This window comes from Xanthomonas sp. NCPPB 1754, from assembly GCF_041475725.2.
In the GTDB taxonomy this organism is placed as follows: Bacteria; Pseudomonadota; Gammaproteobacteria; order Xanthomonadales; family Xanthomonadaceae; genus Xanthomonas; species Xanthomonas euvesicatoria.
This window is the reverse complement of record NZ_CM192982.1, coordinates 1,171,964-1,187,257: the sequence shown is the minus strand read 5'-3', so window position 1 is coordinate 1,187,257 and position 15,294 is coordinate 1,171,964. Positions and strand designations below refer to the sequence as shown.

Genomic DNA, 15,294 nt, shown 5'->3' with positions numbered 1-15,294 from the left:
CTCTGCAATGCGCGCCACGACGTTAGCGGTGCTCCCCGGCGAGTCAATACGCCGAGCCATTCAGCTGACCCGGCCACCGGAGATCATCAGCGGGACACCTGGCATGTCTGTCAGGAGCGCTCCCGGCGCGCGCCGTCGCCCAATCGAGCGTCAGCGACGACTGCCAGATCGTCAGGCGACTAGCCGACAACCGGCGATTGGCGCCCAGGAATCGCAGCTCCCGGCAGCCATGCAGCGCGCAGACACCGCCGGCAAATCGACATGCGCCGCGGAAGATCGACGGCGACTGCGCGCCAGCCGGCCGGTGTTCTCCACGACAAACGCCCAAAGAAAAAGCCCGGTTGCCCGGGCTTTTCTCACCAATCGATTATCCAGCCTTACAGCTGGGCTTCTTCGATCTGGATCTTGTAGCGCTTGCGCATTTCCTTGACGTAAGCCTGCGCAGCGTTGTTTCCGTCGATCTGGCTCAACTGCTCGCGCAGCATCGTCTGCTGCTCGGCCGGCATCTGCTTCAGATCGCCCGGCGTCGCCTTGCTGATGACAAAGACAGCAAAGCGCCCGCCATCCAGCTCCACCTTGCCAACCGACGGCTTGCCTTCGGTCGGTCGCGGCGCGCTGAAGATCGCACGGTTCGCAGCCGGGGTCGGGATCGGTGCCGTCCGCGGTAGCCCCGGGATCGGCTGCACCTGCAGCTTCTCGCTGGCGGCCAGCGCCTGCAGCGTCTCACCCTTCTGCAAGCGTGCCAGCAAGGCATCGGCAGCAGCCGCGGCGGCCTTCTCGGCACGGTCCGCACGGATTGCCGCGGTCACCTTGTCGCGCACCTTGTCCAACGGCAAGGCCTGTTCGGCGGTGTGGTTGGTGACACGCAACACCACGCTATGGTTCGGCGCGATGGTGATGGGATCGCTCACCGTACCGTCCTGCACCAGCGTTTCTGAGAACGCCGCGCGCAGCACAGCCGGGTTGGCAGCAACACCGCTGGCATCACTGCGCGAGAACGGTCCCAAGGTCTGCACCGGCAAGCCGACCTGCTTGGCCGCCGGCTCCAGTGCGGTGGGGTTCTTGTAAACCTGGTCCACCAACTTGCCACTGACATCGGCAAAGGCCTTGTCTGCGTCAGCCTTGAGCTGCTCGGCCGCCAGTTGGTCGCGCACCTGCTCGAACGACTTGCCCTGGCCGCCCTTGACCTCACGCAGCTGGATCACGTGGTAGCCGAATTCGCTCTTGATCGGGCCGACTACCTCGCCAGCCTTCATCGAGAACAGCGCGTCCTCGAACGGCTTGACCATCGTGCCCTTCTCCACCCAGCCCAGGTCGCCGCCGGCATCCTTGGAGCCGGGGTCCTGCGAATTGGCTTTGGCCAGCGCAGCAAAGTCGGCACCCGGCTGCTTGGCCTCGGCAGCGAGCTTGGCAGCCTTTGCCTCGGCAGCCTTTTGCGCGGCGGCATCGGCGCCGGCGCTGATCAGGATGTGCGACGCAAGACGCTGCTCCGGCTCGACGAAACGTGCCTTCTCGTCTTCATAGCGCTTGCGCAGCGTGGCCTCGTCGGCCGCAGTGGCTGGCGGCATCGTGGCGGCGTTGAGCTCCACGTATTCGATCATCACGGTTTCCGGCTGACGGAAATCCTGCGCGTGCCCGTCGTACCACTGCTTGATCTGCGCATCGCTCACCGGCGCGGTATCTGCGGCCGGTGGCGGCAGCATCGCCAGCTCCACATCGCGCGTTTCGCCCATCAGCTTGAGCAGGCGCTCGAACTCGGACTTGGTGGCAAAGCCGGACTCCGCCACCGCCTGCGGGATGACCGACTGCTGCAGGCTATCGCGCACCAGCGCATCGAACTGCGCTGGCGTGCGCGGCGGCGTGCCCTGCGCGAGTGCGGCGCGGTACTGGTCGGGACTGAACTTGCCATCGACCTGGAATGCGGGAATGTTGGCGATGTAATCGCGCACAGTCGCATCGCCGATGACGATTCCAGCGTCTTCCGCCCCCAATCGCACCACCTGTTCGTCGACCAGTTGGTCGAGCACCTGCAGCTTGTTTTCGCGGGACTCGAAGGTGCGCGGATCGAATTTCTCGCCCTGACGCTGACGCTCCTGCATGCGCGCCTGCTCAAAGCGCGCGCGGAAATCCTGCGTGCTGATTTCATGGTGCTGCCACAGCAAAGAGACCGGCCACCACGACGGTGCCGATTTCCACCAGGTCGGCGGCGCCTGCACCTTGGCCACGTTGTTGGCGCCAATGCCGCCGAGGTAGCTGTTGTCGATGACGAACAGGAACGGAATCATCAGCAACCCCAGGATGGCGGTAGCGATCCAGCCTGACGTCTTGTCGCGAAGTTTCTGCAGCATTGGCAAATCACGGCCTGTGGGCGAGCCGCGCAGTGTAACGCGCTTGACGCCAGGCACCCAGCCCAATGCCCGTGACGATGGCGTCGTGGCGCGTTCATCTGTCCAGGGTGGACGGCGCCAGCTCGGGCCAAATACCCGAGCACCTTTAGACGCAGCAGAACGCGCCGCTGCCGGATGCGCTGCAATAAGCCGCACCGCCATGCCTGCATGGACCCACATCCATCAACCGACATCCAAAAAAAAAGCCCCCGGCACAGGGCCGAGGGCTTCGTATAACTGGCGGAGCGGACGGGACTCGAACCCGCGACCTCCGGCGTGACAGGCCAGCATTCTAACCAGCTGAACTACCGCTCCGCTTTAAACTTGGACATCTGCCCCCACTCCATTCGCATGACGAATTTCGTGGAGAAAACGAAGCCCCCAATTGCTCAGGGGCTTCGCGTGTAACTGGCGGAGCGGACGGGACTCGAACCCGCGACCTCCGGCGTGACAGGCCAGCATTCTAACCAGCTGAACTACCGCTCCGCGCTTGAAGCATTTGCCTGGTGCTTAATGGTGGGTGCTGAGGGTTTCGAACCCCCGACCCTCTCCGTGTAAGGGAGACGCTCTACCGCTGAGCTAAGCACCCTAGCGAGTCGATTAGTTTACTGCATCCTTCAGGGCTTTACCAGCCTTGAATGCAGGATTCTTCGAAGCAGCGATCTTGATGCTGTCGCCGGTCTTCGGATTGCGGCCGGTGCGCTCGGCGCGCTCGCGGACCTGGAAGGTACCGAAGCCAACGAGGGTGACGGCGTCGCCCTTCTTCAGTGCCTTGGTGATTTCGCTCACAACCGCGTCAACAGCACGGCCAGCTTCAGCCTTGGAGATGTCAGCGGCAGCGGCAACGCCATCGATCAATTCGGTTTTATTCATTCTTGAAACTCCCTTTGCGGCAGATGCCGCGGAATCGACAATCGGCGCTCTTGCCGTAAGCGAAGAACCCGACACAAGTGGTATCGCATGACGCATCACATTTGCCGCGCCCACGAGTCGTGCATTTATACCAGCGCCCCCAACAGCACGCAAGCCAAAACCCAATAACGACGCGGGTTTTGGCTTGTTTTGGCGAGGCTCAGACAGCCCTCGTTAGTGCTTGACGCGGGTACCCGGCGTGCTACGCGACTTGCCGCGCACGGTCACGCGCGAGGCCGCCTTGCGTGCCTTTTCCTTGCCGGCCTTCTTCGGCGCGAGCGGACGTTCCAACGCCAGATCGAGCACCTCGTCGATCCACTTCACCGGCACGATCTTCAGATCGCGGGTCACGTTCGGCGGGATGTCGGCCAGATCCTTGCGGTTCTCGTCGGGGATCAGCACGGTGCGGATGCCGCCGCGCAGGGCCGCCAGCAACTTCTCCTTCAAGCCACCGATCGCCGATACCCGTCCGCGCAGGGTGATCTCGCCGGTCATCGCCACATCGGCGCGGATCGGCACCCGGGTCAGTATCGATACCAGCGAGGTCACCATCGCGATACCTGCGCTTGGACCGTCTTTGGGCGTGGCGCCGTCAGGCACATGCACATGCACGTCCTGCTTCTGCAGGAAATCCACATCGATGCCAAGCCGCTCGGCGCGCGAACGCACCACCGACAATGCAGCCGATGCCGATTCCTTCATGACATTGCCGAGCTGGCCGGTGAGGATCAGGTTGCCCTTGCCCGGCACCAAGGTGGACTCGACCTGCAGCAGTTCGCCGCCGACTTCGGTCCATGCCAGACCCGTGACCAGACCGATCTCGTTTTCTTCTTCGGCACGGCCGAAGTCGAAGCGACGCACGCCCAGATACTTGTCGAGATTCTTCGCGTTGACGGTGACCAGTGCCTTCGGCTTGCCCTTCTTGGCAACCGCCTTTTTTGCCACCGGCTGCGGACCTGCGAGCGCGATCTCCTTGACCACCTTGCGGCAGATCTTGGCTACCTCGCGTTCGAGATTACGCACACCCGACTCACGCGTGTAGTAGCGCACGATGTCCTGGATCGCATCGCTGGCGATTTCGATCTCTTCCGGCTTCAGGCCGTTGGCCTTGATCTGCTTGGGCACCAGGTAGCGCGTGGCGATGTTGAGCTTCTCGTCCTCGGTGTAGCCGGGGATGCGGATCACTTCCATGCGGTCCAGCAACGGACCGGGAATATTGAGCGAGTTGGAGGTGGCTACGAACATCACCTCCGACAGGTCCAGGTCGACTTCCAGATAGTGGTCGTTGAACGAGTTGTTCTGCTCCGGATCGAGCACCTCCAGCAACGCCGACGACGGGTCGCCACGGAAGTCCATCGACATCTTGTCGATCTCGTCCAGCAGGAACAGCGGGTTCTTGCTGCCGACCTTGTTGAGGTTCTGCACCAGGCGGCCCGGCATCGAACCGACATAGGTCCGGCGGTGGCCCCGAATTTCGGCCTCGTCGCGAATGCCGCCCAGGCTCATGCGCACGAACTTGCGGTTGGTCGCCTTGGCGATCGACTGCCCGAGCGAGGTCTTGCCCACGCCCGGCGGCCCGACCAGGCACAGGATCGGGCCCTTCATCTGCTTCACGCGCGACTGCACGGCCAAGTACTCGAGGATGCGTTCCTTAACCTTGTCCAGGCCGTAGTGATCGGCGTCCAGCGTGTCTTCGGCAACCTTGAGGTCCTTGCGCACTTTGGTGCGCTTTTTCCACGGCACGCCCAGCAGCCAGTCCAGGTAGTTGCGCACCACGGCCGCCTCGGCGGACATCGGCGACATCTGCTTGAGTTTGTTGAGCTCGGCCTTGGCCTTGGTTTCGACCGGCTTGGGCATGCCCGCCTCGGCGATCTTGCGCGCCAGCTCTTCCAGCTCGCCGGGCGCATCGTCCAGGTCGCCCAGTTCCTTCTGGATCGCCTTCATCTGCTCGTTGAGGTAGTACTCGCGCTGGCTCTTTTCCATCTGCGACTTCACGCGGCCGCGGATGCGCTTCTCCAGCTGCTGCACGTCGATTTCGCCATCGACCAGGCCGACCAGCAATTCCAGCCGCTCGCCGATATCGGTGATCTCCAGCAGGCGCTGCTTGTCGACCAGACGCACACCGATGTGGGCGGCGATGGTGTCTGCCAGGCGGCCCGGCTCATCGATGCCGGCCAAGGTCTGCAGCAGCTCCGGCGGCAGCTTGCGATTGGTCTTGACGTACTGTTCGAACAGCGACATCAGCGACCGCGCAATCGCTTCCACCTCGCGCGGCTCACGCGCATCGCTGGCTTCGATTTCGGTGCCCTGCCCCTGCAACGCGCCGTCCTGCTCGACCACCTTGTCCACGGTGACCCGCGACAGACCCTCGACCAGCACCTTGATGGTGCCATCGGGGAGCTTGAGCAGTTGCAGCACCTGCGCCAGGGTGCCGACGGTATACAGATCGCCGGCAGCCGGGTCGTCGGTCTCGGCCGACTTTTGCGCAACGAGCAGGATGCGCTTGTCCGCCTCCATCGCTTTTTCCAGCGCACGCATCGACTTGTCGCGGCCGACGAACAGCGGGATCACCATGTGCGGAAACACCACCACGTCGCGCAGCGGCAACACTGGCAGATCGAGAATTTCTGGTTGGGACTGGGCCATGGGGCACTCCGCAGGAATGGGGGTTTTTGGGGCAGTAAAAAGCCGATGGCCCCGTTATGGGGCCATCGGCGAGGTGTTGCAAGTAGCGTTCGGAAAGCGGTTATCCGCCAGCGAGGCCGAGGCCTGGCGAGGCGGCCAACGGACTCAGTCTCCGGACGCAGCCTTGGCGGGCGCCGGTTGCGCCTGGTAGATCAGATACGGCTCGGATTTATGCTCGATCACCGACTCGTCCACCACGACCTTGCTGACATTTTCCTGCGACGGCAGCTCGTACATCGTGTCCAGCAGCACCGATTCGACGATGGTGCGCAGGCCGCGGGCGCCGGTCTTGCGCTTGAGCGCCTTCTTGGCGATCGCAGACAGGGCATCGGGGCGGAACTCCAGCTCCACGCCTTCCATGTCGAACAGCTTCTTGAACTGCTTGGTGATGGCGTTCTTGGGCTCGGTCAGGATCTTGATCAGCGCCGGCTCGTCCAGCTCTTCCAGCGTGGCGACCACCGGCAGACGGCCGACGAACTCGGGAATCAGGCCGAACTTGATCAGATCTTCCGGCTCGACTTCGGCCAGGATCTTGCCCACTTCCTGCTTGCGCTCGCTGCTCTTGACCTTGGCGCCGAAGCCAATGCCGCCGGCATCGTTGGAACGCTGCTGAATCACCTTGTCCAGCCCAGCGAACGCGCCGCCGCAGATGAACAGGATGTTCTTGGTGTCCACCTGCAGGAATTCCTGCTGCGGATGCTTGCGGCCACCCTGCGGCGGCACCGAGGCAACCGTGCCCTCGATCAGCTTCAACAGCGCCTGCTGCACGCCTTCGCCGGACACATCACGGGTGATCGACGGGTTCTCGCTCTTGCGCGAGATCTTGTCGATTTCGTCGATGTAGACGATACCCTGCTGCGCCTTTTCGACGTCGTAATCGCACTTCTGCAACAGCTTCTGGATGATGTTTTCCACGTCCTCGCCGACATAGCCGGCTTCGGTGAGCGTGGTGGCATCGGCGATCGTGAACGGCACATTGAGCAGGCGCGCCAGCGTTTCGGCCAGCAGCGTCTTGCCCGAACCGGTCGGGCCGACCAGCAGGATGTTGGATTTCGCCAGCTCGACGTCATCGTTCTTGCTGCGGCTCTCGATACGCTTGTAGTGGTTGTACACCGCTACAGCGAGCGTGCGCTTGGCGCGCAGCTGCCCGATCACGTATTGATCCAGCACCTCGAGAATCTCGCGCGGCTTGGGCAGGCTGGAACGTGCCGACTGCGCCTTCTCTTCGAGTTCCTCGCGGATGATGTCGTTGCACAGCTCAACGCACTCATCGCAGATGAATACGCTGGGACCGGCAATCAGCTTACGGACTTCATGCTGACTCTTACCGCAGAACGAGCAGTAGAGAATCTTGTTGCTGTCGCCGGAACGACCTTGGCGGTCTTCGCTCATGCTTCTGTTACCCAGTTACCCCACCCGATGCACGGGGGTTCGATTTCGAGAATAACACAGGGTCGGGAGGACATTCGCCCCGCCCGACCCTGCCGGTTTTTCCTACAATTTCAGTGACTTGACGATCAAGACGGCTGGATCGACTCTTCCGGACGACGCTCGAGCACCTGATCCACCAAGCCGTAGGCCTGCGCATCGACCGCGCTCTTGAAGTTGTCGCGTTCGGTGTCGCGCGCGATGGTCTCCAGCGATTGGCCGGTGTGCTTGGCCAGGATCTCGTTCAAGCGCGAACGCAGGGTCAGGATCTCGCGCGCGTGGATGTCGATATCGGTCGCCTGGCCCTGGAAGCCACCCAGCGGCTGATGGATCATCACGCGCGAATTCGGCAGCGCATAACGCTTGCCCGCCGCACCCGACGCCAATAGCAGCGCGCCCATTGAGGCGGCCTGGCCGACGCAGATGGTGCTGACGTCCGGCTTGATGTACTGCATGGTGTCGTAGATGGCCATGCCGGCGGTGACCACGCCACCGGGCGAATTGATGTAGATGCTGATGTCCTTTTCCGGGTTGTCCGCTTCCAGGAACAGCAGCTGGGCCACGATCACGTTGGCCATATGGTCGTCGATCGGACCGACCAGGAAGATCAGACGCTCCTTCAGCAGACGCGAGTAGATGTCGTACGCACGCTCGCCACGGCTGGTCTGCTCGACCACCATGGGCACCAGGTTCAGGGCTTTGGTCACAATGCTCATCAGTCTTCCCGTTGTGGCAGCGGCCTGTGCCGCTGCCCGTGTTCGACATCCGCACCCCAGACTGCGGGCGCGGTTCTTCTCTTACTGCCGGATCAGACGCGGATGGCGTCCTGGAACGACAGCGACTGCTCGGTGTGCTGGGCGCGCTCGGCGATCCAGTCGATCACCTGCTCTTCCATCACGCGGCTCTGCAGCCCGTTCATCAGTTGGGGGTCGTTGCGGTACATCTCAATGACCTGTTCCGGCTCTTCGTAGGTCGAAGCGATCAGACGCAGCGTTTCGCTGACGCGCTTGGATTCCAGGCGCAATTCGTTGCGGCGCGCCACCTCGCCCACGAGCAGGCCGACCAGCACGCGCTTGGCGGCGGCATCCATGAATCCCTGGTGCGCGTCGGCCGGCACCTGACCCGGATCGCGACCGCTGCGGCGGACCTGCTCGACCTGCTGGGCCAGCATCGAACGCGCTTCGTTCTCGACCAGGCGCGGCGGCATTTCGACATGCGCGTAGGCGGCAATCAGCTGTTCGCCCACTTCGCGGCGCAGGCGGTTCATCAGCGCACCCTTGAGCTCGCGCTCCAGGTTGGTACGGATATCGGCGCGGAACTGCTCGGCATCGCCACTCTTCACGCCGAAGCTCTTGATGAACTCCTTGTCCACTGCCGGCAACACCGGCTCGGAGACTTCGACCGCCTTGACGTGCACCTGCACGGTCTTGCCGGCCAGCTGCGGCACGCGCCATTCGGCGGGGAAATCGACGGTCAGGGTCTTTTCTTCACCCTTGGTGAGGCCTTCCAGGCCCTTTTCGATCTGGTCGAACATCACGCCCGAACCCAGCACGCTGCTGCCGGTCTCCACGCCTTCGGCGGGCAGACGCTCGTCGCCGGCCTGCGACCAGGTCTCCAGCGCCACCAGGTCGCCGACCTGCGCACCGCGCTCGACCGGATTCCAGGTGCGGCGCTGCAGGCGCAGGTTTTCGATCATCTGGTCGATGTCGGCATCGGTCACTTCAGCGGTCGCGCGCACCACCGACAGCTTGGTCACGTCGATGTCGCCGAAATCCGGCACCACTTCGAAGGTGGCGACGAAGTCGAAATCGGTCTCGCCCTGATCGATACGCGGGTTGCCGGCCAGGCGCAGCGAATGCTCGCGCACGGCCGAATCGAAGGTCTCGCGCAGCAGGCCCTCCATCGCCTCGGCACGCACCTGCTGACCGAAGCGCTGCTCGATCACCTTGGTCGGCACCTTGCCGGGACGGAAGCCCTTGATGCGCGTGGTCCGCGCAAGCTCGCGCAGGCGGCCACCAACGTGCGTCTCCAGGCGCTCCTGCGGCAGGGTGAAGGTCAGGCGGCGTTCCAGATTGCCGGTGGATTCGATCGATGCTTGCATGTTGACTCCTGCCACCGACAGCGCACAGCGTCGGCACGAGATGGAAGATGCGGGTTGACGGATGGCGAGAATGCCGCCGAGCCTTGTAGTTTCGCCGATAACGGCGGCCGCTGCCAGCGGCATGCGTGCAGCGGCCTCACGGACAGAAGCGACTGGTTTGCAGGAAATGCAGCGGCCGGAACCCACACGGCCGCGCGGCGTTGGTGCGAAAGGGGGGACTCGAACCCCCACGCCTTGCGGCGTCAGAACCTAAATCTGGTGCGTCTACCAATTCCGCCACTTTCGCAATGCCGTAGATGCCCGGCTATTGTTGCAGGGATGCCGGTAAAGAAAAAGCGCTGCGAGGCCTGGGCGCGTGATGACTGCAGTGGGCATGGGCTGCTTGGCGCGGTGACTTGAGGCTCACGCACTGCAGAGGGGCGGCAGCGGCCAGCCCGCCTGAATCCAGACAAAGCCCATGTTCGCTACCGGCACTTTGCAGCAACCGGATTTGCGAAAATTCCGTTAATTCCATTCCGGGGGCAGCAATTGCAATGACAGACCGATATCGCCAGATCGTGGCACTGTCGCGCGATTGCATCAAAGAGATCGACCTGGATGGGCGAATCACGTCGGTCAACCGCAACGGCCTGGTCGGACTTGGGGCCAGTTCTGCGGATCAGGTTGTTGCCCGCCCCTGGCGCGAGCTGTGGCCACCCGAGGCGGCGGCCATGGTGGATGCGGCCATGGCCGAGGCGGCCAAAGGCGCAACCCGGGAATTCGAGGCCAGCTGCGTGAACCTGGCCGGCGTGCGCCAGACCTGGCAGGTCGTCACCAGCCCATTGTTCGACGAGCTGGGCAAGGTCGAGGCCATCCTGGCGGTCAGCAGGAATGTCTCCGACCGCCGTGCGCTGGAGGCAGCCTGTCACACCCTGGACAGCACCCTGTCGGCAGAACGCGCGTTTTCCACCAGTGCCCTGATGCTGGCGCGCGCGCGCGAAACCTCGCTGTCGACCGAGCTGCACAGCCTGCGCGACTTGCACGAGCGCATCGAAGGCGACCTGGACATCGCGCGCGCCGCGCAGAACGCCGCCGAGAAGATCTCCGAGCAGGCGCAGAAAGGCGAAGCGGTAGGACAACTGCTGGCCGGCGTGGTCCACGACTTGAACAACGTGCTGCAGGCTGCCACATCGGCGATCGACCTGGTCGTGCAGCGCGCGCAGATCGACGCGCACGACGCCAAGTTGCTAAGCGTGGCCGACGCGGCGCTTCAACATGGCTCGGTGATGGCGCAGCGCCTGGTCGGCTTCTCGCGTCAGTACCCCTACAGCCCCGAAGCGATGGACCTGGCCGAACTGGCAGAACAGCTCAGCCCGTTACTGGAACAGGTGGTCGGCGCAGACCTGCGGTTGCAGCTGCGCACCGCAGAGGGCGGATGCTGCGCGATGGTCGACCGCCACACCGTGGAGCGCGCCATCTTGAACCTGGTGATCAATGCGCGCGATGCCTGCACCAGCGGCGACTGCATCAGTGTGGAAACCGGCGAAACCTTCGTCACCGAGGAGCAGGCGCGACTGGCCAAACCGGCCGGGCACTACATGACCATCGCGGTTGCCGATACCGGGCACGGCATGGACAGCGTGGTGCAGGCGCGGTTATTCGAGGCGTACTTCACCACCAAGCACGCCAATAAGGGCGCTGGCCTGGGATTGGCGCAGGTCTATAGCGCCGTGCGCCAGGCCGGCGGTTTTATAGACGTTTTCTCGGCGCCGGGCCAGGGCGCGCGCTTCGTGCTGGCATTTCCGCGCGTGCAGCGAGGCTAGACGCCTGTTGCAGGTGTTGCACGGACGCGCTTATGAGTGACATGGCTGCTTCCTGCAACTGCTTGCAGATCGCGCAGAGCACGTCGCGCCAAGCGCTCAGCACAGGCAACGACGGGGTGCAGGAGTGGCGCACGGCGCTACTTCTGGCATCGCCGACGATCTCACCGGGGTTCGATCGCTGACCGCGGCTGCGGCAAGCGCGCTCCAGCCAAGGCATTCGATAGCGAGCGTTGCCCAAGGGCGTTGTAAAGCCATCGGTATCCAGCCGGATCTTGCGCGGTCGACGCCAACTATTGCGGCCTCGATGCGTTCACAGCAGGCCAACGAGCGCGCCTCTGTTTTCAGTCCGGGAAAAAGAAAAGCACCTAGGCAGACGCCTAAGTGCTTTTGTTTGGTGGGCCGTCAAGGATTCGAACCTTGGACCTATTGATTAAGAGTCAACTGCTCTACCAACTGAGCTAACGGCCCTGAAACTGGGCGCACATTGTATGTGCATTTTTGCTTCGTTGCAACACCCCGTGACACATCGGGTCGAACATTCCTGCAATCGCTCGTCATCAGTGGGGTGGCTGAGGGGACTCGAACCCCCGACATCTGGAATCACAATCCAGTACTCTAACCAGCTGAGCTACAGCCACCACTGAAAACCTGCTCCCTACCGTACCGCCGATGGCGCGCCCGACAGGACTCGAACCTGTAACCGCCGGCTTAGAAGGCCGGTGCTCTATCCGGTTGAGCTACGGGCGCCCGGACCGAACTTCGCATTCCCACGCCGTCGAAAGCTCGGAATGGTCGGGGTAGAGGGATTCGAACCCCCGACATCCTGCTCCCAAAGCAGGCGCGCTACCAGACTGCGCTATACCCCGGCGGGACCTTTCAATCCCGAAGGCTCGAAAGGTCGGCTATTTTGGGAATGATTGGCCTCGCTGTCAATCACCCTGTGTAACTTGAACGATCAGCTATCCTCACACCAACGTTCGCCAGTAGGGTGAGCACTATTTTCATGGAGAACATGCATGCGTAGCGGTAACCCTGCCCTTCGGGAATCCACATTCCTCGACTCCGGCTCCGGCTCGATCGTCACCCGCGACGGTCAGGCGATGACCCTCAACGGCACGGTCAACAAGACCGGCGCGTTGTTGCTGATGGCGGTGATCACGGCCGCCTTCGCCTGGTCGCAATCGATCGGGGCCGATGGCATGCCGCTGCCCGTCGCGCGCATCTACATGATCGCCGGCGCGATTGGCGGCCTGGTATTCGCGCTGGCCACCAGCTTCAAGCCGACCTGGGCACCGATCACGGCGCCGCTGTATGCATTGATCGAAGGCTTCTTCCTCGGCTCGATCTCTGCGGTGTACGAAGCGCGCTTCAACGGCATCGTGTTCCAGGCCGTCCTGCTCACCTTTGGCACCCTGTTCGCGCTGCTGTTCGCGTATCGCAGCGGCATGATCAAGGCCACCGAGAACTTCAAGCTGGGCGTGGTCGCAGCCACCGGCGGCATTGCACTGGTGTATCTGGCGACCATCGTGCTGGGCTTGTTCGGTGTGCGCATCCCTTTCATCCACGACTCGGGCCTGATCGGCATCGGCTTCAGCCTGTTCGTGGTGGTGGTGGCGGCACTGAACCTGGTGCTGGACTTCGACTTCATCGAGAGCGGCGTCGAGCACGGTGCGCCCAAGCACATGGAGTGGTACGGCGCATTCGGCCTGATGGTGACGCTGGTGTGGCTGTATATCGAGTTCCTGCGCCTGCTGTCGAAGCTGCAGTCGCGCAATTGAGCGGGGAATCGGGATTGGGGAATCGCGACAGCGTTTCCCCTGCGCTCGATGGCCGAGGACGGCTCAGGACGAGTTCCGAGCAAAAAGAAAGGGCGCCTAGGCGCCCTTTCTTTTTGTGCAATTTGGCAGTGCGCTCAGAGGCGGCTGGCGATGGCCTTGGCAAAGCCCATGGTGTTACCGGTGCCGCCCAAGTCGGGGGTCAGCGAATCCTTGGCTTCCAGGGTGGCGACGATGGCTTCGCGCAGGCGCTCGGCATTCTGCGGCTGACCGATGTGGTCCAGCATTTGCGCCGCGCCCAGCAGCAGCGCGCACGGGTTGGCCTTGCCCTGCCCTGCGATATCCGGCGCCGAGCCGTGCACGGCTTCGAAGATCGCCGCATCCAGACCGATGTTGGCGCCCGGGGCCAGGCCCAGGCCGCCGACCAGACCGGCGCACAGGTCGGAGATGATGTCGCCGAATAGGTTGGTGGTCACGATGATGTCGAACTGCTCCGGACGCATCACCAGCTGCATGCAGGTGTTGTCGACGATCATTTCCTGGAATTCGATGTCCGGATATTGCGCGGCGACATCGCGTGCCACCTTCAGGAACAGGCCCGAGGTCGACTTGATGATGTTGGCCTTGTGCACGGCGGTGACCTTCTTGCGGCCGGTGCTCTTGGCCAGCTCGAAGGCGTAGCGCACGATGCGCTCGGAGCCCTTGCGGGTGATCCGGGTGCCGGAGAACGCGGTCTCGCCATCCTCGGACACGGTCTGGCCTTCGCTCAGGTACGCGCCTTCGGTGTTTTCGCGGACGGTGATCAGGTCCACGCCGTCGGCGAAACGCGACTTGGTGTTCGGGAACGACTTGGCCGGACGCACGTTGGCGTACAGGTCGAACTTGCGACGCATGGCGACGTTGATCGAGCTGAAACCCTCGCCGACCGGCGTGGTCAGCGGGCTTTTCAACGCCACCTTGTTCTTGCTGATCGACGCCAGAGTGGACTCGGGCAGCAGATCGCCATGCTTTTCCAGGGCGACCAGGCCGGCGTCGGCGTACTCGTAGGTCAGGCCAGCCTGCAGCGCGTCGAGCACGAACAGCGTGGCATCCATGATCTCCGGGCCGATGCCGTCGCCGCGGATGACCGTGATTGTCTGCGTCATAACGTTGGGTTTCCGAACTTGAAGGGGGGAGCGCCAGCCGCGATACCCGGCAGAGCGGCGCAAGGAGGTTTCACGGGCAATTATGCCCGATGCCGGTGAAGGCGCCCAAACCGACCTTGGTCTAAGGGTGCAGGCGCCCGAACGCAACGCGCCGCCTCGGTGGGCGGCGCGTGCGTTACTCGCTTTGACGAACCCCGACCGACGCTTGCGCGCCGTAGTGACCCGTTCAGTCGTGTGCGTGCTGGGCCGGCGCCTGCGCACCGCCTTCGAGCTGGTCCAGGAAATCCACCGCGCGGCGAAGATGCGGGATGACAATGGAGCCGCCGACCACCAGGCCGACCGAGAAGGTTTCGAAGAACTCTTCCCGGGTCACGCCGGCTTCCTTGCACTGGGCCACGTGATAGCTGATGCAGTCGTCGCAGCGCAGCACCATCGAGGCGACCAGGCCGAGCAGTTCCTTGGTCTTCACGTCCAGCGCGCCGGCCTGGTAGGTCTGGGTGTCCAGCGCGAAGAACCGCCGCACCACCTGGTTCGGCTCGGCCAGGATGCGCTGGTTCATGCGCTGGCGGAATTGCGTGAACTCGCGCAGGCGGTCGGCGCTGCCGTCGTCGGGGCCACTCATGCCTGGCCGCCCGCGCTGCCGGCCAGCAGCGGCTCGAGCTTGCCGGCACGATGCATGGCCATCATGTCGTCGTAGCCGCCCACGTGGACGTCGCCGACGAAGATCTGCGGCACGCTGGTGCGCTTGGCCAGGGCGATCATCCTGTCGCGTTCGGCCGGATCCAGGTCGATCCGCACTTCGGTCCAGGTCTTGCCCTTGCTCTTGAGGAAGTTCTTGGCCGCCACGCAATACGGGCAGATGGCAGAGGAATACAGGGTGATCTGCGGGCCGGAGGCCGCATCCTGATCGGTATGGTCTTGGCTCACGGGAAACTCCGTGGTTGGTGTGAGGTCTGACACATGGTACCGGGCGACTGGAATTTCCATGTCGTCACCGCAACACTGTGGGTTAACCGATGATTCACGCCTCTGCGCCGGGCTGCCCGCATGCTCCGCGCA

The 15,294-nt window shown here is 63.3% G+C and carries 11 protein-coding genes and 8 tRNA genes; 2 read left to right on the top strand and 17 right to left on the bottom strand.

All coding sequences use genetic code 11. From position 1 onward, the window contains the following. Window positions 1-377: 377 nt before the first annotated feature. The 10 genes from ACCQ15_RS05300 to ACCQ15_RS05255 all read right to left on the bottom strand — a co-directional run bounded on the left by ACCQ15_RS05300 (window position 378) and on the right by ACCQ15_RS05255 (window position 9,799). The gene (locus ACCQ15_RS05300; protein WP_057681039.1) at window positions 378-2,348 is read right to left on the bottom strand and encodes a peptidyl-prolyl cis-trans isomerase; all 1,971 of its coding nucleotides are present in this window, start codon (window positions 2,346-2,348) and stop codon (window positions 378-380) included. Window positions 2,349-2,625: 277 nt separating this feature from the next. Further along, window positions 2,626-2,702: transfer RNA gene (locus ACCQ15_RS05295), tRNA-Asp, on the bottom strand. Window positions 2,703-2,796: 94 nt separating this feature from the next. Next, window positions 2,797-2,873: transfer RNA gene (locus ACCQ15_RS05290), tRNA-Asp, on the bottom strand. Window positions 2,874-2,901: 28 nt separating this feature from the next. Then, window positions 2,902-2,976 (bottom strand) — tRNA-Val (locus ACCQ15_RS05285). Between the two features lie 11 nt (window positions 2,977-2,987). Beyond that, the gene (gene hbs / locus ACCQ15_RS05280) at window positions 2,988-3,260 is read right to left on the bottom strand and encodes a non-specific DNA-binding protein Hbs (protein WP_002806049.1); all 273 of its coding nucleotides are present in this window, start codon (window positions 3,258-3,260) and stop codon (window positions 2,988-2,990) included. A gap of 213 nt (window positions 3,261-3,473) precedes the next feature. Continuing rightward, a complete protein-coding gene (gene lon, locus ACCQ15_RS05275) occupies window positions 3,474-5,945 on the bottom strand; it encodes an endopeptidase La (RefSeq protein ID WP_372381283.1) in 2,472 nt (823 codons plus the stop codon). Between the two features lie 144 nt (window positions 5,946-6,089). Beyond that, complete coding sequence (clpX, locus tag ACCQ15_RS05270; protein WP_003483788.1) at window positions 6,090-7,376, bottom strand: ATP-dependent Clp protease ATP-binding subunit ClpX; 1,287 nt, start codon at window positions 7,374-7,376, stop codon at window positions 6,090-6,092. A gap of 125 nt (window positions 7,377-7,501) precedes the next feature. Beyond that, on the bottom strand, window positions 7,502-8,128 hold the full coding sequence (gene clpP, locus ACCQ15_RS05265) for an ATP-dependent Clp endopeptidase proteolytic subunit ClpP (RefSeq protein WP_002806026.1): 627 nt from the start codon (window positions 8,126-8,128) through the stop codon (window positions 7,502-7,504). 92 nt (window positions 8,129-8,220) lie between these two features. Continuing rightward, the gene (gene tig / locus ACCQ15_RS05260; RefSeq protein WP_005913863.1) at window positions 8,221-9,513 is read right to left on the bottom strand and encodes a trigger factor; all 1,293 of its coding nucleotides are present in this window, start codon (window positions 9,511-9,513) and stop codon (window positions 8,221-8,223) included. Between the two features lie 201 nt (window positions 9,514-9,714). After that, a tRNA-Leu gene (locus ACCQ15_RS05255) sits at window positions 9,715-9,799 on the bottom strand. Between the two features lie 247 nt (window positions 9,800-10,046). Between ACCQ15_RS05255 and ACCQ15_RS05250 the strand changes: the two genes are divergently transcribed. Continuing rightward, a complete protein-coding gene (locus ACCQ15_RS05250; protein WP_372381282.1) occupies window positions 10,047-11,315 on the top strand; it encodes a PAS domain-containing sensor histidine kinase in 1,269 nt (422 codons plus the stop codon). 392 nt (window positions 11,316-11,707) lie between these two features. Here ACCQ15_RS05250 and ACCQ15_RS05245 read toward each other — a convergent pair. The 4 genes from ACCQ15_RS05245 to ACCQ15_RS05230 form a co-directional block, all read right to left on the bottom strand. Further along, window positions 11,708-11,783, bottom strand: a tRNA-Lys gene (locus ACCQ15_RS05245). 93 nt (window positions 11,784-11,876) lie between these two features. Beyond that, window positions 11,877-11,953: transfer RNA gene (locus tag ACCQ15_RS05240), tRNA-His, on the bottom strand. Window positions 11,954-11,985: 32 nt separating this feature from the next. Then, a tRNA-Arg gene (locus ACCQ15_RS05235) sits at window positions 11,986-12,062 on the bottom strand. A 42-nt stretch (window positions 12,063-12,104) separates the two neighbouring features. Continuing rightward, a tRNA-Pro gene (locus ACCQ15_RS05230) sits at window positions 12,105-12,181 on the bottom strand. A gap of 150 nt (window positions 12,182-12,331) precedes the next feature. Between ACCQ15_RS05230 and ACCQ15_RS05225 the strand changes: the two genes are divergently transcribed. After that, on the top strand, window positions 12,332-13,093 hold the full coding sequence (locus tag ACCQ15_RS05225; protein WP_008575005.1) for a Bax inhibitor-1/YccA family protein: 762 nt from the start codon (window positions 12,332-12,334) through the stop codon (window positions 13,091-13,093). Between the two features lie 134 nt (window positions 13,094-13,227). Here ACCQ15_RS05225 and ACCQ15_RS05220 read toward each other — a convergent pair whose 3' ends face one another. The 3 genes from ACCQ15_RS05220 to grxC all read right to left on the bottom strand — a co-directional run bounded on the left by ACCQ15_RS05220 (window position 13,228) and on the right by grxC (window position 15,162). After that, window positions 13,228-14,235: an isocitrate dehydrogenase gene (locus ACCQ15_RS05220; protein ID WP_008575004.1), complete on the bottom strand. Its 1,008-nt coding sequence runs from the start codon at window positions 14,233-14,235 to the stop codon at window positions 13,228-13,230. Between the two features lie 226 nt (window positions 14,236-14,461). Beyond that, complete coding sequence (locus ACCQ15_RS05215) at window positions 14,462-14,857, bottom strand: carboxymuconolactone decarboxylase family protein (protein WP_008575003.1); 396 nt, start codon at window positions 14,855-14,857, stop codon at window positions 14,462-14,464. Continuing rightward, entirely contained in the window at window positions 14,854-15,162 is a 309-nt protein-coding gene (gene grxC / locus ACCQ15_RS05210) for a glutaredoxin 3 (protein ID WP_017158114.1), read from the bottom strand. Before grxC ends, ACCQ15_RS05215 begins: the two co-directional genes overlap by 4 nt. Window positions 15,163-15,294: the final 132 nt, after the last annotated feature.